This window comes from Streptomyces sp. NBC_00464, assembly GCF_036013915.1.
Taxonomy (GTDB): Bacteria; Actinomycetota; Actinomycetes; order Streptomycetales; family Streptomycetaceae; genus Streptomyces.
On record NZ_CP107899.1, the window covers coordinates 7,484,286 to 7,506,292 of the forward strand.

A 22,007-nucleotide genomic window follows, 5' to 3' on the forward strand; every position below is an offset into this window, starting at 1 on the left:
AGAGCAAGGGGCACCGGCACGGCTCAACGGCGACTCCGTGCACCGTTGAGCCGTGCGACTCAGGCCAGGACCTCGAAGGAGTAGAGGGAGTAGCCGTAGCCGGTGGCGCGGGTGATGCCCTGCATGCGGACATGGCGCGCCGTGGTGGCGGGGAACGTCAGCGTGTCGACGCCGGCCGTGGCCAGGCCGCGGCGCTGAGCCACGGTCCGCCACGTCGTACCGTCGTCGGAGACCTGGATGTCGTAGTCCTTGCCGTAGGCCGGCTCCCAGTCGAGGTTGACCTTCGAGAACGGCTGACGGCTGCCGAGGTCGACGCTCAGCCACTGACCGTCGGTGTACTGGCTCGCCCAGCGCGTGCTGGGGATACCGTCCACCGCGTTCGACGGCACCAGGCTCGACGTCTCCGACGAGGAGGCCGTTGCCGCCCGGTTGAAGGCGAGGTCTCCGGGAGTCGGCTCGGGCTTGGGGAGCGTGTCGGGAAGGTAAGCGGTTCCCGGTCCCTGGCCGACGGTGCCCACCCGGTTCAGGAACGCGGCGTAGTTGGTGCCTCCGCGAGTGCCGGACCACATCTTCTGGGCAAGTGCGGCAAAGCTCTTCTCGACCAGGCCGTGTACCTGGAGTTCGGTGTACGTGGCGCGGACAAGGTCGTTCCACACGGCCGGCATGGCGCCGAGAAGCATCGGATCCTGGAAGGTGAGATCACTGGTTTCGCCGAAGACGTGCGGTTCCCAGCTGTCGAAGATGTACTGCCCGTCCAGCCCCTGGCCGTGGTAGTAGTTCGCGAACGGGACCACGTAGAGCAGGCCGTCGTTGGAGTTGATGACCTTGTAGCCGTCCGCGACAGCGGCCTTGGGCGAGTACCAGCCGTTGTTCCAGCTGTTGATCACCATGTTCTTGTCGTAGCCCGCTCCGCTGCCCGACATGGCACTGAAGCTTCCCCAGGCATTGACCTTCTTGCCCAGTGACCGCACGTACGGGGCGATGGCGTTGACGTACGTCTTGTACTGCGAGACCAGCGACGCCGGATACTCGTCGATGCCGATGTGCACCGTCGGCCCGCGGAACCACGGCGCGAACTCGGCATAGACACTCTTCATGAACTCGGTGGCGGCCGGATTGCTCAGGTCCAGGTGGTCGGAATTGCCACCGTCGAGCCCGATCTCGGGCTTGAACCTGACGAAGGCGCGCGCATGGGCAGGGGCATCGATCTCGGGGATGATGGTGACGCCATGCGCGGCGGCGGTGTCCTCGAAGGAATCCCAGTCCTGCCGCGTGTACCCCTGGTCGGCGCCGAGTCCGGCGAAGGCGGGATTGCTGCTCTTGAGCCGGAACGCGGACACGGCCTGCGACCAGTCACCGTCCGGTGCCTGGATCTCGTTGTCGTTGAGGTGCAGTTGGAAGGTGTTGAGCTTCAGCCAGCCCATCCAGCGCAGATAGGACTTGATGAACTCGGGCGTGAAGTACCGTCGCCCGACATCGAGCATGAAACCGCGTACGGCGTAGTTGGGGTAGTCCACGGCGGTGCCGACCGGGATGCTGTTGCCGTCGGCGGACCCGAGGACCGACTGCAGGAGAGTGCGGGTGCCGTAGTACGCACCCTTCTGACCTCCGCCGACGATCTCGGCAGAGCGGCCGGTCACGGTGAGGCGGTACGCCTCGGGGCGCAGTTCGCTCTTCGCGGAGCCGAAGTCGGCGGCGGGATCGATGCGCAGGAGGATGTCGCCCGCGCGAGGGTTTCCCGTGGTCGTGGTGAGCCGCAACGAGGTCAGTTCGGCGGCCTCGGCGGCAACCTGGACCGCCAGCGCCTTCAGAGCCGCCGACGCGCCGCGGGGGACGACGACGCGGCTCGACGAGGTCAGGGTGAGGTTGCCGGTGCCACCGGTCCACTGCTGCAGCGCGGGCACCACGCCGGGAGGTGCTGTGTTGACCTTCGCGGCGGCGGGGGAGGTACCGGTGAGGGTCACGATGGGTATGAGCAGGAAGCTGCCCAGAATGGTTCTACGCGCCGGTTTCCGTTGATTCACAGATCTCTCCGGGGATGGGCGTGAAAGGGGCGTGAGTTGCCTTCACCGACAGGCGGAGGCAGCGTTCGAGAACGTGCCAGGAGCGGTGCCCACAGGGTTGCGGCGCGCCCTCGCACGGTCAAGAGGTGTAGACCTCTCGATCGGTACTGCTGCCGCCCGGCCATGGACGAACGGCAGAAGGCGCAGGTGGGGACTTCGGGCGCCGGAGTGCCGGCATCGAAAAGTCCAAGCACTCCGACGTGGGAGTCCATGCTCACGCGGTGGGCGGCTTCCCGGGAAACCTGACGTCCGGCACTCGCTGCTCCTTCCGCGCTGCGACTCCAGCCGCTTCTTCGCGCAGTCGTGCGGGCCCCTATAGTTGGCCCCATGAGCCGTTGGTCGGATTTGGCCGGGAAAGCCTCCGGAGAGGACTACGCCGCACGATTCGCGGCCCTGGCCCGCAGCGGCAAGAACGTGCACGGTGAGGCGCGGTTCTGTGCGGCTCTCGTGCCCGTCGGAGGGCGGGTGCTGGACGCCGGGTGCGGTACCGGACGCGTCATGATCCGGCTCGCGGAACTCGGGTACGACTGTGTCGGGGTGGATCTTGACGCGTCGATGCTGGCCGTGGCGCGGAAGCAGGCGCCCGGACTGCCGTGGTTCCAGGTTGATCTGGCCGAGTTCGAGCCGGACTCGCTGGGCATCGCGGGGGGCTTCGACCTTGTCGTCGCTGCGGGCAATATCTTCCCGTTGCTCGCCCCCGGCACCGAGAGCGTGGTGGTGGAGCGCCTGTCCGCGGCACTGCGTCCGGGCGGCCTGCTGGTCGCAGGCTTCGGTCTGGACGAAGCCCACCTGCCGGTGCTGCCCAACCTCACGCTGTCCGATTACGACGACTGGTGCGCCGCGGCCGGACTCACTCTCGTCGACCGGTTCGCCACCTGGGATGCCGACCCCTACGGCGGCGGCGGTTATGCCGTCACTGTCCACCGCCGGTGAGGGTGTACGCGACGTCTTGTCGGCCGCGTCCGCCAGGCGGGCACGGGGCCACGGGCCGGGGAGGGATCACGGGCCGGGGATAGACTCGGCCGCATGGTCCGATCGTCCTGCGGTGAAGCGATGCCCGGGATGTGGCGGCGCGAGGCGGGCACTGTGGTGCGCAGCGCCGTGCCGGCTTCGGACCAGGGAGTGGCCCCCTTCGCCATCAGCGCCGGATTCCGGATTCCGCGCGTTCCCACGGAGTGGGAGCCGCACTCGCATCCTCTGCACGAACTCGTCTGGGTACGCGGGGGAACGCTGACGTCCCACGTGGGGGACCGCATCTTCACCGTGTTCGAGGGCAACGGGCTGTGGATGCCCGCGGGAGTGGTGCACGGTGGCCGGGCGACGGCGGGTGCGGAGTTCCACGACGCCCTCTTCGCCCCTGACCGGACGCCGTTCGCGTTCGGGGAGCCGAAGGCGATCGAGATGACGCCTTTGCTCGAGTCGCTGCTTGCCCACCTGTCCCGCACGGATCTCGACGCACCGGCCAGGGCGCGGGCCGAGTCGGTGGTGTTCGATGTGATCCGGCCGTCGCCGCGCCAGTTCGCCTTGCAGTTGCCGGGTGATTCCCGGATCGACGCGATGGCCGAAGCGCTGCTGGACGATCCTGCCGACGGCCGCTCACTGGAGGACTGGGCCCGGCTGCTGGGGACCAGCGAACGCACGATCACCCGCGCGTTCCGCCAGGCGACAGGTCTCTCCTTCGCCCAGTGGCGGCAGATGCTGCGGGTCCATCGGGCCCTGATGCTCCTTGCCGAGGGTTTCGATGTGATGACGGTTTCCGAGACGCTCGGCTACGCGCAGCCCAGTTCCTTCATCGCCGCTTTCCGCCGAGTCATGGGTACGACGCCGGGCGCCTTCTTCGACGCGGCGCCCGACATCGCCTCGTGAAATGTCCGGAATCCCGTATCGCGTGTCCAGAACACCTGGTTGTCGACACGGCGAGCGGAATATAACCTTCTCGGAGTTAGGTAACCCTTAGTTGTTGCTTGCCGCGAACGGTGCTGCCCGTACGCGGGAGAGTTCGCTGTCCGGCTCGTGAAGACCGGACGGAGGGTGCCGCAGTCCTCACCCCTTCGAAACTCCGGACGCATCAATGTTCACAAGCCCCTTCCGGCAAGCCGCCGCCCCCGTGGCAGACCCCGCCGCGCCGGCGGCCGCGCTCAACGGGCACGACCTGGTGCTGAGCTACGGCGGCAAGCCGGTCGTCCACGGCGTCTCGCTCGCCCTGGAACCCGGCCGTGCGACCGCACTGGTGGGGCCCAACGGCAGCGGCAAATCCACGGTATTGCGTGCACTCTCGCGACTGCACCGGGTGGACGGCGGCCGGACGACGCTCGGCGCCCCCGGCACAGCGGACGAGCGCGACACCGCACTGCTCAGCGCCCGCCGATTCGCCCGTGAGGTCACGCTGTTCTCCCAGTCGAGGCCCGCGCCCCAAGGGCTGACGGTCAAGGAGGTCGTGGCCTTCGGGCGCCACCCGTACCGGCGTGGTTTCGCAGGGCTGACGGCCGAGGACCGGAGCGCCGTCGACCGCGCCATGGGCGTCACCGGCGTACGGGACATGTCAGACCGGCCGGTCGGGGAACTCTCCGGCGGCGAGATGCAGCGGGTATGGCTGTCGGCCTGCCTGGCCCAGGAAACCGGCGTCGTGCTGCTGGACGAACCGACCAACCACCTGGACCTGCGCTACCAGATCGAGACCCTCGACCTGGTGCGCGATCTCGTCGAGACGCACAAGATCGCCGTCGGGATCGTGCTGCACGACCTCGACCACGCATCCCGCGTCGCGGACACGTTGGTCCTGATGCGCTCCGGTTACGTGCACGCGGTGGGAACACCCGCCGATGTCCTCACCGCGCAGAACATCAGCGAGGTCTACGACATCCGTGTCGAAGTCGGCATCGACCCCCGCACGGGCCGTCTCCGTATCGACCCGATCGGACGCCACCCCGTCTGAACCCCCGCGCCCACCCCCTCTCGGACCTTGGGCCCACCCCGTCCGGAACGGCCGGACCGCACTCGCCTGCAGTCGCGGCGGTGCATCATGCGCCGCTGCAACTCATCGTAAGAAAGAGGATCGTTCATGAACCGTGCCCACCGCCTGGCGGCGTCAGCCTCCGCGGGGCTCATAGCCCTCGCCGCAACGGCTTGCGGCACGACCTCCGTCGACAAGACCGACGCCGCCGGCAGCAGTGCCAGCGCGGCGCCCGCGTCGGCGAGCTGCGCCGAGGACACCACGACCACCTCGACGAAGCCGGTCTCCTTCAAGGACGGCGTCGGCCGGCAGGTGAAGCTGGACAAGCCCGCCAAGCGGATCGCGGTCCTGGAATGGCAGCAGGTCGAGGACGCGCTGACCCTGTGCGTCACCCCCACCGCGGTCTCCGACGCCAAGGGATACAGCACCTGGGTCAGCGCGGAGAAGCTTCCCAGCGGCGTGACCGACATCGGCACCCGTGAGGAGCCCGACCTGGACACCCTCTACGCGGCGAAGCCCGACCTCATCGTCGTGGAGGCGTTCAAGGCCGACGACGAGACCATCGCGAAGCTGGAGAAGCGGGGCGTGCCCGTGATGGCCACGCTGGGGGCGAACCCGAAGGACCCGATCGGGAACATGCAGGACGTGTTCAGCATGATCGGCAAGGCGACGGGGCGCACCGAGCGCGCCAACCAGGTGATCAAGGAGTTCGACGACCACCTCGCGACGGCGAAGAAGCAGGTCGCCGACGCCGATCTGCCGACGAACGACTTCCTGTTCTTCGACGGATGGCTGGAGGGAGGCAACCTCACCGTCCGCCCCTACGGCAAGGGCGCCCTGTTCACCCAGATCGGCGAAGAGCTCGGCATGAAGCCGGTGTGGACCGACGACGTCAACAAGGCCCATGGCGACGGCGGCGTCGATCCCTCCTACGGCCTCGCGCAGACCGATGTCGAGGGGCTCACCGCGGTGGGAGACGCCAACTTCTTCTACGCCAATGACGACGGGGCCGGCGGGTACGTCGCCGCGCTGGAGAAGAACCCGCTCTGGAAGACCATCCCGGCCGTGAAGGAAGGCCGCGCGCACGCGTTCCCGTCAGGGGTGTGGGGCGCAGGCGGTCCGCGCTCCTGCGAGCAGGCGATCGACGCCTTCGTCGACGTACTCGACAAGAAGTGAGCACCTCTCAGACATCGGCACCCCGGAGGGAAACGCTGCCGCGCACCGAGCGCGGCAGCGGTCCCACCGGGGCGGCCGTCCTGGCCGTCCTGACCGTCCTGACCGTCCTGGTGGGCATGTGGCACCTGACACAGGGAACGTCGGGTGTCGGCGTCGGAGACCTGGTGAGGTACTTCACCGGGGAACGGGAGAACGCCGGCGGAGCGCCGGTCGGTGAGATCCTCATCGGCTCGCGTCTGCCGCGCCTGCTCGCGGGTGTGGCGGTGGGATTCGCCCTCGGATCGGCCGGCACGCTGCTGCAGTCCGTCACACACAACACACTCGCCTCCCCGGACACCCTCGCGGTCACGGCCGGCTCCTATTTCACGCTCTCCCTCGTCGCCGCCTTCGGTCTCACCGTCCCCCTCTGGGCGTCGGGCGCCGTGGCGTTCACCGGTGGCCTGGCCGCGGCGGCACTCGTGCTGCTCCTCGCGGGCCGGGCAGCGGGCACCTCGGGTACCCGCCTCATCCTCGCCGGGTCGGCGATAGCGATGGCCCTGGACTCGGCGACCGCGATGGTCCTCATCCTGTTCAAGGAGAACACCACCGGTCTCTTCGCCTGGGGGAGCGGTTCGCTCGCCCAGATGAACATCGACGCATCGGTACGCGCCCTCCCGGTCGTGGCCGTCGTGCTGTGCGTCGCCCTGGCACTGTCCCGGCGACTCGACGTGATGAACCTCGGCGACGACGCCGCGTCCACCCTCGGCGTGCCGATCCGGGCGACCCGTGTGATCGCCGTGATCTGCGCGGTGGTCCTGACCGGCACGGCAGTGACACTCGCGGGCCCGATCGCCTTCGTCGGCCTCGGCGCCCCCGTGTTCGCCCGGCTGATCGCGGGACGGGTCCGGGCGCTGCGCCGCCACCTCTTCCTGGTGCCCGCGGCCGGACTGCTCGGCGCGCTGCTCATCCTGCTCGCGGACGCGACCCTGCGTGCGGTGCAGGGCGCGGACGGGGCCGCCTCCATTCCCACCGGCGTGCCGACCGCGCTGCTCGGTTCCGTCGTGATCGTGGTCCTCGCGATGCGTCTCCGTGACACGGGCCATCTCCGCCAACCACCGCACGCACGGGTCGCCGCACGATCGCGCCGCGCGTACCTCCTCGTCCTGTTCGCCGCGGTGGCGCTCCTGCTCGTGGCGGCCGTCGTGGCCGTCCTGGCCGGAAGCCTCTGGCTGCGGACCGGCGACATCACGCTCTGGGTCCGGGGCGCCGCCCCCGACCTGATCGGACAGGCCCTCGACGACCGGGTCCCGCGTGTGGTCGCCGCGATCCTCGCCGGCGCGGCACTCGGACTGGCCGGCTGCGTCGTACAGGGCGCGGTACGCAATCCGCTGGCGGAGCCGGGCGTGCTGGGCATCACGGCCGGCTCCGGCCTCGGCGCCGTGGTCATCGTCACGTCGGGGCTGTCCGGCGGTCGTACGCTGCTCATCGTGGCCGCCGTCGTGACGGGCCTCGCCACCTTCGGGCTGATCGCCCTGCTGTCCTGGCGCGGCGGCTTCCTGCCCGACCGGTTCGTACTGATCGGCATCGGCTGCGGGTACGGCCTCAGTTCCATCACCACCTTCCTCCTGCTGCGCGCCGACCCGTGGAACACGCCCCGGATCTTCACCTGGCTCTCCGGTACGACCTACGGGCGCACGTTCCCCGACGTCGTACCGGTCGCGGTGGCGCTGGCGCTCGCGCTCCCCGTGCTGCTCGCCATGCGAAACCGACTGGACCTGCTCGCCGTCGACGAGGACACCCCGCGCATCGTCGGCATCAGGCCGGTACGCGTACGCTTCGCGGCACTGGCGATCGCCGCGGTGCTCGCGGCGCTCAGCGTGGCCGCCGTCGGCGTCGTCGGCTTCGTGGGTCTGGTCGCCCCGCACCTCGCCCGGTCACTGGTGGGTGCTCGGCACGGGCGGTCGATCCCGGTCGCGATGCTGCTCGGCGGACTGCTGGTCTGTGTGGCCGACGCCCTCGGCCGCACCGTCGTCGCCCCGTCCCAGGTGCCGGCGGGCCTCATGATCGCCCTGGTCGGTGCCCCGTACTTCGTCTGGGTGCTCCGGCAGTCCCGCGCGTGACACCGGGCGGCGGTCCGTCTCCGCACAGCGACGTACCCGGGAGTGAATGCCCGTCCTCCTTCCCCCTTCCCTCTCCGTCCCACGAGGAGCACTGGAATGTCGTCCCAGCAGGAAACGCCAGTGAAGAGCATCGTCGTCCCGTTCGTGCCCGATGATTCGCCGGCCTTGTCGAGGCGGCTCGGAGGACATCGGGTGCCCGAGCGCTGGCAGGCGGTCGACCGCTCGGTTCATGCCCCTCACATCGTTGCCGTTGCGAGTGACGACGGTGAGGAGTGGACCGCTGCCGCGCTTGTGACGGCACGCCCGAACACGGCCTATCTGAAGATCGTCGATGCCGTCGGCGATGTGCAGGCAGCCATTGCGGCAGTCGTCGCACTCGCACGCGACCGGGAGCTCGCGCAGGTCAAGTGGGAAGGCTGGACGGCAGACCCCGAGGACGCCGCTGCCGCCGGCTTCGCCCCCCTGAGCCCTCCGCTCTCGCAGTCGGAGGGTGCGGACGGACCCGTTTCCGGTTACGTCCGCTGGCTGAGCGACGGCGTGGTCGCCGAACCCCCGTACTACGGGCAGACCACGCACTTCACGTGCGGTGCCGTCACCGCCCTGGTCGCGCAGGCGCACGCGGGAACGCTGCCGGGGGAGGCCCTCGACCGCCGGGCGGAGCTGACGCTGTGGCGAGACGCGAACAACTTCCTCGCATGCGAGCCGGTCGGACTGGGCGTTGCCGTGCGCCGGGCCTGGCCGTCGTCCCCCGTCGAGGTCCACCTCGACACGGAACGGCCCGTCCTGCTCGACCATCACCCGGAGAAGGAACAGGAGTGGCGTGCCCTGCTCCAGCTCGCGTCGCGTACGGACGCCGGACGGATGGGTGTCCCGATCGACCCGGGCCACCTTTCCATGACCCGGATCCGGGACGCGATCGGCCGACGGGAGCACGTGCTGCTCCTGCTCTCGCTCGCCGACATGCAGGGGTTCGACGTGCCGCACTGGGTGCTCTGCCACGGGCTCGTACCAGGCGCTGTCGTGATCGAGGATCCGTGGGCCAATGCGGCAACGGGGGACACCTGGGTCGATGCCCACCTTCTGCCGGTCCCCGACGCGTCGCTCGACACGATGTCGACGCTCTCACCGGACCGCTTCCGGGGTGCCGTGACCATCGGCCGCCCGGAGCGGCACGGTGTGGTTCAGTGCTCGCAGAGGGAGAACTCTCGTTCGTAGACCTGCTCGTTGTGCTCGTCGACGAAGAACTTGCGTTCCTGCATGAGCTGTTCGCGAAAGCCCTTGGCCTGTTCAAGCGTCATCGTCGAGGTGTCGGACCATGGTTGTTGCGATGGCACATCGGATGTCGAAACGATCTTCTCCGACGGGTCGACGAGGAAGAACGCGAGAATTTTGCGAGATCCCGGGCGGGTGGGGTCCGCGAGGCGGAACGATTCGACACGGTGTTGCAGGATGTTCGGGAATGCCAGGCAGCGGCCCGCCGGGGTCGATGCCGATCCCAGCGTCTGGTTCAGGGCGTCTTCGTCCTCCAGACCGTAGACCTCACGCAGACCGTTGTCGTCGTTCTGCTCGTAGCGCGGGTCAGCGAGTGCTGCCCGGAAGCTCAGCCGGCTTTCGGTGATGTTCTCGCTGTCCCAGTAGTAGATGCCGGTCGACACGATCCGCTCGTTCAGCATCCCCTCGACATGCCAGGAGCCGCCGGGGTATTCGGGCTCGTCCGAAGTGAGATGAATGGTGGCGAGCTTGACGATCACCTGGAGACGGCGGCCGCGCAGGTCGACCCGGGCGGATGGATCGGGCAGCTCGGGCGGGGTGAAGACCGGGGCGTCCGGGATGGCCGGGCGGCGGTTCTCCCACCAGGTCTCCTGAGCCTCCTCCCATGCGTCGAGGGCCTCTTCGTAGGCCCCCTTGTCGCTGTAGGAGGACTGGTCCGGATACTCCGGCTCCGAGTCGTACCACCCGTAGGGATCGGCCTCGATCCGCAGGGGCCGCGGATGGCGCAGATCGGTGAGTACGTTCTCGAACAGAGGGCGCAGGCACGCGAACAAGTCCGGCAGGACGGAGGCCAGTTCGTGATGAGTCTCGGGGTGGACGTTGTTGACGTACGAACGGAAGGTGACGTCGCCCTCGGTACTGACGTCCACGTCGGTGGGCAGCCACTGGAACTTCTCCGAGAATTCGTACGTCGAGTAGCGGTTCGTCGGGTTCTGCCAAGCCCGCTCGGGCGCGCCGCTCACCTCTCTCACCAGACAGAACAGTGAGGGATGGACCAGATCCAATACCTGGCCGTCGGATCCGGGATGCCAGTCCTGTTCTGCTTCGGGGACCTGTTCCAGAACCCGAACCGCCTCGCGCAGCCGGGATCCGAGCTTTTCATCGACCAGTGTGTCCGACTGCCACACCCCGTCGACGGCGGAGACCTCGATGCCGGTCCGCCCGTCCCGCAGCGTCGCGTAATGCACAAGTTCGGCAAGGACGAAGCGGACCTGCGCTTCGGTGAGCCCCTGGGCGACCGCTTCCCGCGTCCACCTGTCGAGGATGTCGGCGTCGTTCATCTTGTCGAACCACCCCGGCTTCGCCCGGATGTGCGAGCTGCACTGCATCATCTGCAGTTCCCGCAGCGTCCGGGGGGTCGCGAACGATATGGCGCGGGTGGCGCGAAAGGGCAGCGGGAAGGCGGACTGGGCGGTCAATTCTCTTGGTCCTCCGAGTCGGTGTGTGGTGGCGGGAACGATACTTCAGCCGACTGACACCTCCCGCTCGACCTCCTGCCGTCCCGGCTGGGCGCGGTAGAGGTCGGCCGGCGCGGACCAGTCGTACGGGGGGTGGCGAGCGAGCAGTACGGCCATCAGGTCCGCCGCCGAGAGACTGGAGGTGGGGTGCCCGGATCCTGCGGACGTGCTGGAGCGCACCGTCCGCACCGCCCCTTTCCCCGCCCGAATCCGCGGGCTTCCTTGTGCGTTCCTCAACTCGCCTGTCTCGTAAGGGTTTCTGGGGGCATCCGAAGTACAGGAAAGGAGGGCCGTCGGATGACGATTTCCCCCAGTTACCTGCCCAGACGCATGCCCGCTTGGGCGAAGGTGGTGACCGCCTTCGTGCTGGTGCTCGTGGTGCTGTTCGCCGGAATCAGGCTGGCCGTACTGCCGGGCATCAAGGATCTGTTCGGAACCGAGACGACCGACCGCTCGGGCCCCGCTGTCCTCAAGTCCATCAAGGACATGAGCCGTTTCGACGCCGCCTCCGGAAACTTCCAGGTGGTGGTCGACCTCGAGAAGGACACCAAGTATCTACCGGACGCAGTGCGCGGCTCCCGCACGCTCTATGTGGGTGCGGGCACGGTGGAGGCGTACGTCGACCTCGCCGACGTGGGCGGGAACGGCGTGACGGTGAACGACGACCGCACCTCCGCCACACTGCGGCTCCCGCACGCGCAACTCGGCAAGCCCGCCCTGGACGCTGACCACTCCTACGCCGTCTCCAAACAACGGGGCCTGCTCGACCGCCTCGGAGACGTGTTCTCGGACAATCCCAACAGCGAACACGCCGTCCAGAAACTCGCGGTCTCGCACATCGCCGATGCGGCCAAGGACAGCGGACTGACCACGAGGGCCGAAGCCAACACCACCAGAATGCTTGAGGGTCTCCTGCACTCCCTGGGCTTCAAGGACGTGCACATCTCCTACGGGCCCTGACAGCGCCCCTGGAACGGAGATTCCGCCACGTTCTCGGCATCGGCGGCCGAATCGCCCTCTGGTCGCCCACGGCAATCGTGCCGCGCCCGGGGGCGGGTTAACTCGGGCGGACCATCATCTTGACAGTACGCAGTCATGTCGATGAGATAAATGGGAGCGCTCCCATCATCTGTCCTACGGTTCCCCACCCCGAGGAGGCGCACATGTCGAATCTTCTCCCGCGATTACTGCACAGACCCTGGACGGCGGCCGCGGCCGCTCTCGCGCTGGTGTTCTCGGTCTTCGTCGTGGTGCCTGCCAGCGGTTCGGACATGGCGTCCGGATGCCGGGTCGACTACACCGCCAACGAGTGGACCGGCGGCTATACGGCCCAGGTGCGCATCACCAACACCGGTTCGGCGCTCAGCGACTGGCAGTTGGCGTGGACGTACGGCGGCGACCGGCACGTCACCTCCGCCTGGAACGCTACCGTCACTCAGGCCGGCCACTCCGTGACCGCCGTCAATACTGTCTGGAACGGAGTGCTGGCCGGCGGCGGTTCCGTCGACTTCGGTCTGCAAGGGGTCGGGCAGTCGGCCGAATCGGTGCCCACCGACTTCACCCTCAACGGCGTGTCCTGTGGTGGTGAGGACACCTCGCCGCCGACCACGCCGCCTCCCACGACACCACCCCCCACCACACCGCCCTCTGCGGAGTGCGATGACGCCGCTGTCTGTGAGGACTTCGAGGACCAGGCCGGTCCTGCCCCGGCAGGGAACTGGCGGTTCACGGCGCCCGACTGCCAGGGCTCGGGCACGGCCGCAGTCGACACGGAAATCGCGCACAGTGGCACGCAGTCGCTGCGTCTGGACGGGCGGGCCGGCTACTGCAACCACGCCTTCGTGGCCGCCACCGCGGACTTGTCGTCGGTCGGCCCGGTGCTGCACGTCCGCATGTGGGTGCGGCACACCACCGCGTTCCCGGCCGCGCACGTCACCTTCGTGTCGATGCCGGACAGCTCCCAGGGCGGAAAGGCGCTGCGGATCGGCGGACAGAACGGAGCCCTGCAGTGGAACCGGGAAAGTGATGACGCCACGCTCCCCGCGCAGAGCCCGGTCGGGGTGGGGCTGAGCCGGCCTCTGCCGACGGGCAGCTGGCAGTGCCTGCGGTTCGCGGTCGACACCTCGGCACCGCAACTCGACACCTGGCTCAACGACGAGCAGGTGCCGGGGCTGCACGCCGACGGCGTACCGACGCAGGACGTCGATCAGCAGTGGCTCTCCCGGTCCACTCCGCCGAGACCGCTCTCCCTGCGGCTGGGCTGGGAGAGTTACGGGACCGGTGACGACACCCTGTGGTTCGACGATGTGGTCGTAGGCTCCTCGCCGATCGGCTGCTGACGACCGGCTGCCCGGCGGGCGGAGGAGTGCCGGTGACGGAGGGCCGGTGACGGAGGGCCGGTGACGACGGGCCGGTGATGGCTCCGCGAGGGCGGAGTCCGTCAGCCCGTCTTCGCCGGTTCTCGCCCGTGGTGGGTCAGGGAGTGCCGACAGTCACCAACTCGTGGGGTCGAAGGAGATATCCCGGCCCCTTCCCTCGGTCACCTGAACGGGGTCGAAAGTTCGGACTCCACCCTGAAATTTGTGGTGGCCTGATGCCAGGGAGGTCGTCAACTGCGCCGACCCTGTGTGCGGAAATGGGTCGCCTCGCGGTTTGGTTCTGGTGCTCTGCTCGCTTGAACTGTGCCTTCTCATCCACCAACCTTCTCGAATCTTTCGCAGCGACTGGCGAATCCTGCGTGAGGTGTTGACGCCGTGACTCGAGTGCCTATGCCATGTCCGACCAGTTCGTGAAGGGAACAAACTGTTCACCGGCAGCATCTCCGGCTCCGGCACCGGCCCGATCGACCAGACCCTGATCGGTGACGGCCAGAACATGTACCTGTTCTTCGCCGGTGACAACGGCAAGATCTACCGGGCGAGCATGCCGATCGGGAACTTTCCGGGCAGCTTCGGCTCGTCGTACACGACGATCATGAGCGACTCGACGAACAACCTGTTCGAGGGTGTGCAGGTCTACAAGGTTCAGGACCAGAACCAGTACCTCATGATCGTTGAGGCGATGGGTGCGAACGGGCGCTACTTCCGTTCGTTCACGGCCGCCGGCCTGGGCGGTTCGTGGACCCCGCAGGCCGGCACCGAGAACAACCCCTTCGCGGGCAAGGCCAACAGCGGTGCCACCTGGACCAATGACATCAGCCACGGTGACCTGGTCCGCAACAACCCTGACCAGACCATGACCATCGACCCCTGCAACCTGCAGCTTCTCTACCAGGGCAAGTCCCCTACCGCGGAAGGCCCTTACGATCAACTGCCGTGGCGGCCGGGCGTCCTTACCCTGCAGCGCTGATCTTCCTGATTCACGGCGAATGCGATGGGCGCGGTCTGACGGCGCGTGGACGAGCGGTTCACGGCCTGGGTGGCTCCACCTGCTGACCGGTACTCACTGCCTTGTGGAACCCCGGCCGTGTCGGCTGGGGTTCCACTCTTCTCCGGGCGCTTCTCCGGACACTCGTGGGAAAGGCCCTAGGAGGCCACGGGGGACACTCGTCGCCGGCCGCGCACCGTGTTCACCCTGTCCGCCGCGGCGCGACCTCCACGGAGAGGTCGTTGTCGACCGTGTAGTACGGACGTGCCGATACCCCGTCGAGCAGCGCGGCCGGGTAGACGAAGACCGCCTTGCGTTCCGCGATGTCGTCCAGCAGCCGGCCCACCCGGATCCGCGGCGCGCCGGTGGCCGGGCGGACGTACACGTCCCAGAACACCGGTGCCTCCCCGGCTCCCGGCCCTCCGCCCTCGGCTACGAGCTCCTTGTAGTCGACGGTGAACGAGAACTCCTGGCCCCCCTCCGCCCGGAGTGCGATCTGCCGTACGACGGAGCCCTGCCCCCGTCGGTGCACCGTCGCCGCCGCACCCTCCCCGAGCCGCGCGCCGAACAGCCGTGCCGTCACGGTCATCGAGTCATCCGCCGGATCGATCCGGCCGGCCTCCGCGTGCATGGCCCGCCACCAGGCACGCACGGCGAGCCGCCCGTCCTTGGTGGCGTACGGGATCCGGACCGCCACCGGCGTGGCCCGGCCGTCGCCCCCGCCGGACACCAGCGCGCGCAGATCACGCAGGCCGGGCAGCAGGGGTGTGCGCTCTTCTTCCGGCGCGCCCACGACGTAGGCGTCCCAGTGGCCTTCCTCAAGAGCCGGGGCCGCCTCCAGCACGGCCCGCCACTGGTCTGGCCCCGCGGGCTCCAGCTCCACATAGTGGCCGGTCCCCTCCGGCTTGCCCTTCTTCGGGCGCAGCTGAAGCAGCAGCCGGGGACGTGCCGAGGCGGGCAGCGGCAACCGTACGCCTACGGTCAACCGCCCTTCCGCCTCCACCGTTACCTCCGCGCGGGGCCTCTCCACCGGTCCGTTCACGCCATCGCTGTCGCTGCTGCTCATCGTCGCGCCTTTCGTACGATCCTCGCGACGCTGCCGGCCGCGACGAGCATCGTGTCCCTGGCCGCGTAACCGCCACTCAGCAAGGAGCGGTCGGTCCCGCGTACCGACCGGCCGTCGCTCCGGGCCGCCAGCAGTTCCTCGAACAGCCGCTCCGCCTGGGCCACGACGGGGGCGGGGGCGTAACGCCGGGAGTTCTCCAGCGCGGCGCGCCCCATGCGCCGGCGCAGCTCGTCATCGCCCACGAGGTCCAGCAGAGCACCGGCCAGTGCGTTCCGGTCTCCGACGGGAACGAGCCGGCCGTCCTCACCGGGGGCGATGATCTCGCCGGGGCCGTACGCACAGTCGGTGCTCACGACAGGCAGCCCGCAGCGCATCGCCTCGACGATGGTCATGCCGAAGGGCTCGAAACTGGACGTCGCCGCCCCGATCGAGCCCTTGACCCACTCGGCTTCCATCGGGGCCACCGCGCCCATAAGGAAAACGTTGTTGTAGAGCCCGAGCCGGTCGATGAGACCACGCAGCCGCTGCTGCTCCTCGCCCCTGCCGTAAATGCGCAACTTCCAGTCGGGATACTCCGCGGCGACCGCGGCGAAGGCCTCGATCAGCAGGTCGAACCGCTTCACCGGCACCAGCCGTCCGGCCGCGACCACGACGCGCTCGCGGCCGTCCGCCGGGGGGAGGGTCGGGGTCGGGACACTGTTGGGCAGCGCCTGCACCCGTACGCCCGGCAGCCGCATCTTGCGTCGGTAGGCGGCGGCGTCGGTCTCCGTGACGGGCGTGATCGCGTCCAGGCGCGGATAGACCTGGCGCAGCGTGTTGCGCAGTCGCGGCGGGTGGTTGTCGAGCGTGAGGTGTTCCTGCCCGACCCGTACCGTTCGCGCGGGGGCCTGGAGGGCCAGGTGGACGTTGAGGCCGGGGCGGGTACCTACGGCCACGTCGGCGTCGAGCGACGCGAGCGCCTCGCTGATGCGCTCATCGGTGAGCGCGCTGTACTCCCGGTAGCGGTACTCGGACGAGGGAAAGACCTTCGCCGGTGTCAGATGCCGCGGGTCGTTCTTCTCGTGCCGCAGATCCACCAGGGGGCGCAGCCGCACGCGCGGGTCGGGTGTGAGGTTCGGTCGTTCCCGTGTCCGGAGAACCGAGATGATCTCCACGTCGTGCCGATCGGCCAGCGCTCGGGCCAAGTTGAACGTAGTAGTGATCGTCCCTCCTATCCCATACGCGTTGTGTATAAGGAATGAGATTTTCATGCCGTACATGACGGTCGGCAGCTACGGAAGGTTGCCTGTGCATCACCTTCGAGTGCCTCACACCTGTCCGCCGGCCGCCGCCGAGACGGCGTCGTCCACCGTGCGATGGCGGCCGTGCGGTCCGAGATGATCCGCCAGGGCGTGCCGGGCCAGGTCCTGTTCCGCGCGTGACCGTACGTGAGCCAGGTGCAGGGCGATGTCCTTCCTGGCCAGTTCCTCTCTCAGCTCGTCGAGTTCGTCGAGGACCGGAATGCTGAGCCGGTAGCTTCCGGTCAGGTCCAGGACGACGGCTCGTGGCAGAGGCGTCGTACCCGCGACCCGGTCGCGGACGGCGAGACGGACGCGGTTGACGTTGCCGAAGAACAGGCTTCCGTCGGGCCGCACGGCCAGCACGCCGGAGACCGTGGCGGCGTCCGGGTGCTGCGCCGTGTCGCCGTACAGGCGGGTTCCGGGCAGGAGCCCGAGGACGGCGACGTTGCGGCGGCTGGCCGCGGCGATGAACAGCACGAGGGAGAGCGCCACGGCGAGAAGCAGTCCGGGCAGCAGGTCGAAGAGCAGCACCCCGATCAGCGCGGTGAGCGCCACCCAGAGGCTGCGCCGGTCGTACGCCGCGTAGCGTCGCAGTTCGCCCACCCTCATGAAGCTGCGTACGGCCACGATCACGATGGCGCCCAGGACCGGCTCGGGGAGGTCCGTGAAGAGCGGCGTGAGGAAGGCCCCCGTCAAGAGGACCAGGGCGGCGGCGACCAGGGACACCATCGGGGTGCGGCCGCCCGCGCCGATCGCGGCGGCGCTGCGTGACGCGCTGCCCGAGACGGCGAAGCCCCGGACCAGGCCGACGGCGATGTTGCTGAGGCCGACCGCGGCCATCTCCCGGTCGGCGTCGACCTCCTGGCCGTGCTCGCGCGCGAAGCGGTTGGCGATGCTGAACGCTTCGGCGAAGACCACCAGGGCGACGCCGAGCGCGCCTGCGGCCAGGGCGATCCAGTCCTCTGCCGGGATGCCCGGCAGATGCGGAACCGGGACGGCGGAGGGGATCTTGCCGACAGTGTCCACGCCGTGGCCCTCCAGGCCCAGCGCGGCGGACAGGCCGAGGCCCAGGACGAGCACGATCAGCGCGGCGGGGAGGCGGGGTACGAAGCGTTCGAGCAGGAACAGCAGGGCCAGTGCGGCCGCTCCGACGGCGAGTGTGGCGAGCGACCAGTCGGGCGCCTTGCTCAGGAGGGTCCACAGCCGCTCGAAGAAGTCGCCGTCCCCGCTGGAGACACCGACGAGCTTGGCGCACTGGCGCACGACGATGGTCAGGGCCATCCCGAACAGGAAGCCGACCAGGGCGGGTTCGGCGAGGAAGTTGGTGATGAACCCGAGGCGGGCGATACCGGCGACCAACAGCACCACTCCGACGATGACCGCGAGAGCGGCCGACAGGCCGACGGCGTCCTTGGGGTCGCCGCTGATCTCGGACACCGCTGCGGCGGACAGGACCGCTGCCGCCGATGTCGCCCCGATGATGAGGAAGTTGGAGCGCCCGAACAGCGCGTACACCAGCAGAGCCACCGGGGCCGCGTAGAACGCGTTCTGCGGAGGCACGCCGGCGATCTGCGCGTAGGCGACACTTTCGGGGACGATGAGGGCCCATGCGGTGAGTGCTCCCAGCAGGTCGCCCCGTAGCCTGCCCTTGCGGTAGTTCCCCAGCCAGCCGGCCACCGGCAGGCTCCGTCGGCTCTGCCCTGCGCTCATGCGCACCCTCCCTCAGGAGCGTTCGCGAGCGGCAACGGCGTGCCCCTCGTGTTCCACATCCTCGCGCAACTCCCTCACGCCAAGGGGTCCACACACCCCACCGCCCGGCCCTGGGACGCCGAACCCGGACCCGGCGTCCTGTTCATTACGCCTTCTCGTGCGGCCGACCGCGCACGCTGTAACCCGAACAGGTGAATGGGTGATCTGTTCGCGGGCGGCAGCATCAGCCGCCCGGACGCGCCCGGTGCGAAGCCGCTACGGGCCGAACCGCAGGCCGCGGGCCTCGGCGACTCCGAGGGCACCGGCCGGGTAGGGGAGCTCCTCGGAGAGGGCCGCAGCCCTGTCGAACTCCTCCGTGGCCTCGCGCTGCCGGCCCAGGGCCATGAGCGCGGCGGCGCGCACCGTGCGTGCCTCGGTTTCCGCGAGACGCTCGCCTGCCCGCTCCGCGCGCGCCGTCTCCTCGGCGGCGTGTTCGGCCGCCCGCTCCGGCTGACCTGACAGCAGCTCGGCCCAGGCAGCCAGATGAGCGGCGCCGGGGCCACTGCCGTGGGCCAGCAGCGCGAGCGCCTCCGCCGGGCTCCCGGACCGTATGAGCAGTTCGGCCCTTGCGGTCCGCACCTCGTGCACGGCCTGCTGGTCGCCCTGCGCCGCAGCCACCTCTCCCGCGCGGGTGAGCAGCTCCACCGCTCCCGGCTCGCCGGTCCTGATCAGGACCCGGGCGAGAGCGGCCAGGGCGTAGGGGGTGCACCACTCGTCCCGACCGTCCGTCTCGCGCACCGCGGCTCTGGCGGAGCTTTCCGCCTCGGGGAGCTCGCGCAGCAGGAGGTGGAGTTCCGCCAGGTTGGCGCGTTCGAAGGCGATCGCCGTCGGGTCTCCCGTCTGCTCGGCCAGGCCCAGTGCCCGTCGGCCGGTGGCGACGGCTTCGTCGAGGTGGCCCGAGCGCCGGGCATGCTCCCGCTGCACGGAGAGAACCGTCACGAGGAGTTCACGGTCGCCGTACGCCTCCGCGTGCGGCAGCGCCAGGTCGGCCGCCGGACGCGCCTCGGCCAGCCGGCCCGCCAGGCCCAGCGAGGTGGCCTGCACGCCCAGGGCACGGGCCAGCAGCCCGCGCCGTCCGCTGCCCGATACCGCGTCGGCCGCCTGCTGAGCGGTGCGGGCGGCGATGTGCGCGTCCTCGTAGGCACCCGTCACGAACGCGAGTATGGCGGAGGCCAGGTGGTAGGCCGCCACCGTGAGCGGGGGTGTGTCCGGGCCGGGCGGATACGCGCGAAGGAGTTGCTCACCCTCGTTCGTGGAGCGGTGCTTCACCAGGACCTCGGTCAGCCGGGCCGCGGCCAGCACCTGGCCGTCGTGGTCGCCGCGCCGCACCGTGTCGGCCAGCGCCTCGCGGAGCACCGTCGCGGCCTCGCTGTACCGCGCCATCCTCCGCAGCACGGCTCCGCGGTCGATCCGGGCCTGCGCGGCGTCGGCGGCCAGCGCGTCCAGCCGGCCGGTGAGTTCGGCGTAGTAGCGGTCCGCCGTGTCGTTGGCGCACAGTGCGGCGGCGCGCTCGGCAGCCTGCCGAAGATAGTGCGTGGCGCGTGGATCGTCGGCGCGTGTCAGGTGCGAGGCCAGCGTGTCGACGGCGTCCGGCCGGCTGCGCAGGACCGCCTCCGCGTACGCCGCGTGCAGATGGCGGCGACGGGCCTCGGACAGTCCGTCGTAGCAGGTGAGACGGACCAGTGGGTGCCGGAAGGCGAGCCCGGCCAGTGGCCGTCCGCCGACCACGACGGGCTGTTCCGTGACCACGGAGGCTGCGACGGCCGCGTCCACCGCGTCCGTCGCCTCGGCGGCCGAAAGCGGCGGGTGCAGCCCGTGCTCCGCGACGTCGAGCACCTCGGACAGAGCGGCGCCCCCACCCGCCACGGAGACCGCCTCGACCACCCGCCGTGAAGCGGGACCCAGCCGGGCCAGCCGCGTGGCGACCAACTGCCGTACCCCTTCCGGGGCGCTGATCGACGCCGGGTCCGTTCCCTCGTCGACGGTACGGGCGAGTTCGAGTGCGAAGAGCGGATTGCCGAGCGACAGCTCCCAGATCCGGCTCAGTCCGGTCCTGGCCCCCGCGTCCTCGGCGACGGCAACACATGCCTCGCGGCCGAGCCGCGCCAGCTCGACGGGGCGGGCGAGCTCCTGGCGTATCAGGGTGTCCAGCGCCGCACGCCGGGGGTCCGTCGCGTCGAACTCCTCGGCGCGGTACGTCACGAGGAACCGCCAGTCGGCTCGGGTGGCCACGGCGCGGCGGGCCAGATGGCTCAGCAGCTGGTACGAGCCGATGTCCGCGGCGTGCAGATCGTCCAGGACGAGCAGGACGGGGGCGGTCACCGCGAGGTCGCCCAGCAGGCCGGCCGCGGCCCGGAACAGCCGGTCGCGCTCCCTCTCGGGACTGCGCTCCGCACCTGCCCCGATCTGGCCCAGCGAGGGAAGCACCGCGGCGAGTTCCGGGTACTCGCTGCCGGCCCTGGCCCGCTCGGCCGCAGGCCGGTCGGCGAGCCAGGCGTCCACCGCCTCGACGAACACGCCGTACGGGGTGTGTCCCTCGGCGTCGTGGCCCGCCCCCCACAGGACGGTGGCCCCGGACCCGGCCGCGCTCCGGGCCGCCTCCGCCGTCAGACGTGTCTTGCCGACGCCCGCCTCTCCGCAGATGAGCCGCACCGGGGGCCCGTCGGCGGTGAGCAGTACGTCGAGTTCTTCGGCCCGGCCGCGCAGCGGGGGGCCGGGCGGGGTGCGTATCGGGGGAGGGAGGACCGGCGAGGAGAGGAGGGGCGGCACAGTCGTGGCGGCGTCGAGTGCGAGCAGGTGCAAACGTTCGGTGGCGGGCCCGGGACGTACGCCGAGTTCCGCGTCGAGGGCTTCCCTGCACAGGTGGTACTGGCGGGCGGCCTGCCTGCGCAGCCCCTGGCGCAGATAGGCGTCGATCAGCACCCGGTGCGCGCGCTCCTCGGCGGGAGCGTCAGCCAGTGCGCGCAAAGCCACTTCCGTGGCCAGCTCGGTCTCACCATCCGCCAGATGGGCCTCGGCGAGTGTGAGCCGGACCCGGTCCCGGAGCGTCGACAGCTGCTTGCGCCGGGTGTCGGCCCACGGTGCGTAACGGTCCTCCGGCAGCAGTTCACCGGTGAACGCCGCGAGGGCCTCGGCCAGCGGGGCGGCCGCCCCTTCGGCCAGCGCACGCTCGGCAAGAGCCTCGGCGACATCGGCGTCGATCACGACGGTCTGCGGGTCGAGCCGCAGCAGAGTGCCTTCGCTGGTCAGATAGGACGAGGAGGCGCGAGGGGCCAGCTCGGGCTCGATCGCGTGGCGGGCGGCGTGCAGCGCCACCCGCAGACTGCCGAGCGCGGCCTGCGTACCGGAGTCGCGCCAGCAGATCTCCATGGCCTGCTCGCGGTGGAGGCTGTGGCCGGGGGAGACGGCGAGGAGCTTGACCAGGGAGCGGGCGCTGGGGCGGGCCCATTTGTCCGCGAGTGGGGCGCCACCGTCACGCTCGACCTTGAATCCACCGAAAAGGTACACACGGAGCATGGGGGGATCA

The 22,007-nt window shown here is 69.7% G+C and carries 15 protein-coding genes and 1 pseudogene; 9 read left to right on the forward strand and 7 right to left on the reverse strand.

Features of this window, described 5'->3' with window-relative positions:
• Positions 1-59: 59 nt before the first annotated feature.
• Positions 60-1,964 (reverse strand): family 20 glycosylhydrolase, encoded by a 1,905-nt coding sequence (locus OG912_RS33690; RefSeq protein WP_327712598.1) that lies wholly within the window; start codon positions 1,962-1,964, stop codon positions 60-62.
• Between the two features lie 426 nt (positions 1,965-2,390).
• On the opposite strand from OG912_RS33690, the gene OG912_RS33695 reads away from it, so the two are divergent.
• From OG912_RS33695 to OG912_RS33720, 6 genes are all read left to right on the forward strand, one after another.
• Positions 2,391-2,996, forward strand: a complete 606-nt coding sequence (locus OG912_RS33695; RefSeq protein WP_327712599.1) for a class I SAM-dependent methyltransferase — start codon at positions 2,391-2,393, stop codon at positions 2,994-2,996.
• A 93-nt stretch (positions 2,997-3,089) separates the two neighbouring features.
• Positions 3,090-3,929, forward strand: coding sequence for a helix-turn-helix domain-containing protein (locus OG912_RS33700; RefSeq protein ID WP_327712600.1), 840 nt, complete (start codon positions 3,090-3,092; stop codon positions 3,927-3,929).
• Positions 3,930-4,134: 205 nt separating this feature from the next.
• Positions 4,135-4,998, forward strand: a complete 864-nt coding sequence (locus OG912_RS33705) for an ABC transporter ATP-binding protein (protein ID WP_327712601.1) — start codon at positions 4,135-4,137, stop codon at positions 4,996-4,998.
• A gap of 126 nt (positions 4,999-5,124) precedes the next feature.
• Positions 5,125-6,192 (forward strand): iron-siderophore ABC transporter substrate-binding protein, encoded by a 1,068-nt coding sequence (locus OG912_RS33710; RefSeq protein ID WP_326734678.1) that lies wholly within the window; start codon positions 5,125-5,127, stop codon positions 6,190-6,192.
• Positions 6,189-8,291, forward strand: coding sequence for an iron ABC transporter permease (locus tag OG912_RS33715; protein WP_327712602.1), 2,103 nt, complete (start codon positions 6,189-6,191; stop codon positions 8,289-8,291). Before OG912_RS33710 ends, OG912_RS33715 begins: the two co-directional genes overlap by 4 nt.
• 96 nt (positions 8,292-8,387) lie before the next feature.
• A complete protein-coding gene (locus OG912_RS33720) occupies positions 8,388-9,506 on the forward strand; it encodes a peptidase C39 family protein (protein WP_327712603.1) in 1,119 nt (372 codons plus the stop codon).
• On the opposite strand, the gene OG912_RS33725 is transcribed toward OG912_RS33720, so the two are convergent.
• Positions 9,473-10,981, reverse strand: a complete 1,509-nt coding sequence (locus OG912_RS33725) for a DUF4246 domain-containing protein (RefSeq protein ID WP_327712604.1) — start codon at positions 10,979-10,981, stop codon at positions 9,473-9,475. The genes OG912_RS33720 and OG912_RS33725 overlap by 34 nt on opposite strands.
• Before the next feature lie 45 nt (positions 10,982-11,026).
• On the reverse strand, positions 11,027-11,200 hold the full coding sequence (locus tag OG912_RS33730; protein WP_327713662.1) for a hypothetical protein: 174 nt from the start codon (positions 11,198-11,200) through the stop codon (positions 11,027-11,029).
• Between the two features lie 117 nt (positions 11,201-11,317).
• Between OG912_RS33730 and OG912_RS33735 the strand changes: the two genes are divergently transcribed.
• The 3 genes and pseudogenes from OG912_RS33735 to OG912_RS33745 form a co-directional block, all read left to right on the forward strand.
• Positions 11,318-11,980, forward strand: a complete 663-nt coding sequence (locus OG912_RS33735) for a DUF4230 domain-containing protein (protein WP_327712605.1) — start codon at positions 11,318-11,320, stop codon at positions 11,978-11,980.
• Positions 11,981-12,183: 203 nt separating this feature from the next.
• The gene (locus tag OG912_RS33740; protein ID WP_327712606.1) at positions 12,184-13,359 is read left to right on the forward strand and encodes a cellulose-binding domain-containing protein; all 1,176 of its coding nucleotides are present in this window, start codon (positions 12,184-12,186) and stop codon (positions 13,357-13,359) included.
• A gap of 463 nt (positions 13,360-13,822) precedes the next feature.
• A pseudogene (locus OG912_RS33745) lies at positions 13,823-14,368 on the forward strand (non-reducing end alpha-L-arabinofuranosidase family hydrolase); the annotation flags it as partial.
• Between the two features lie 220 nt (positions 14,369-14,588).
• On the opposite strand, the gene OG912_RS33750 reads toward OG912_RS33745, so the two are convergent.
• The 4 genes from OG912_RS33750 to OG912_RS33765 form a co-directional block, all read right to left on the reverse strand.
• Positions 14,589-15,452, reverse strand: a complete 864-nt coding sequence (locus OG912_RS33750; RefSeq protein ID WP_327712607.1) for a hypothetical protein — start codon at positions 15,450-15,452, stop codon at positions 14,589-14,591.
• Positions 15,449-16,702, reverse strand: a complete 1,254-nt coding sequence (locus OG912_RS33755; RefSeq protein WP_327712608.1) for a glycosyltransferase family 4 protein — start codon at positions 16,700-16,702, stop codon at positions 15,449-15,451. Before OG912_RS33755 ends, OG912_RS33750 begins: the two co-directional genes overlap by 4 nt.
• Before the next feature lie 57 nt (positions 16,703-16,759).
• Positions 16,760-18,442 carry a SulP family inorganic anion transporter gene (locus OG912_RS33760; protein ID WP_327712609.1) on the reverse strand — a complete coding sequence of 561 codons (1,683 nt, stop codon included), beginning with the start codon at positions 18,440-18,442 and terminating at the stop codon, positions 16,760-16,762.
• A gap of 255 nt (positions 18,443-18,697) precedes the next feature.
• Entirely contained in the window at positions 18,698-21,997 is a 3,300-nt protein-coding gene (locus OG912_RS33765) for an ATP-binding protein (protein WP_327712610.1), read from the reverse strand.
• Positions 21,998-22,007: the final 10 nt, after the last annotated feature.

Coding starts and splice junctions, on each gene's coding strand:
- OG912_RS33695 (WP_327712599.1), top strand. CDS start 2,391: ATGAGCCGTTGGTCGGATTTGGCCGGGAAAGCCTCCGGAGAGGACTAC.
- OG912_RS33700 (WP_327712600.1), top strand. CDS start 3,090: ATGGTCCGATCGTCCTGCGGTGAAGCGATGCCCGGGATGTGGCGGCGC.
- OG912_RS33705 (WP_327712601.1), top strand. CDS start 4,135: ATGTTCACAAGCCCCTTCCGGCAAGCCGCCGCCCCCGTGGCAGACCCC.
- OG912_RS33710 (WP_326734678.1), top strand. CDS start 5,125: ATGAACCGTGCCCACCGCCTGGCGGCGTCAGCCTCCGCGGGGCTCATA.
- OG912_RS33720 (WP_327712603.1), top strand. CDS start 8,388: ATGTCGTCCCAGCAGGAAACGCCAGTGAAGAGCATCGTCGTCCCGTTC.
- OG912_RS33735 (WP_327712605.1), top strand. CDS start 11,318: ATGACGATTTCCCCCAGTTACCTGCCCAGACGCATGCCCGCTTGGGCG.
- OG912_RS33740 (WP_327712606.1), top strand. CDS start 12,184: ATGTCGAATCTTCTCCCGCGATTACTGCACAGACCCTGGACGGCGGCC.
- OG912_RS33750 (WP_327712607.1), bottom strand. CDS start 15,452: ATGAGCAGCAGCGACAGCGATGGCGTGAACGGACCGGTGGAGAGGCCC.
- OG912_RS33755 (WP_327712608.1), bottom strand. CDS start 16,702: ATGAAAATCTCATTCCTTATACACAACGCGTATGGGATAGGAGGGACG.
- OG912_RS33760 (WP_327712609.1), bottom strand. CDS start 18,442: ATGAGCGCAGGGCAGAGCCGACGGAGCCTGCCGGTGGCCGGCTGGCTG.
- OG912_RS33765 (WP_327712610.1), bottom strand. CDS start 21,997: ATGCTCCGTGTGTACCTTTTCGGTGGATTCAAGGTCGAGCGTGACGGT.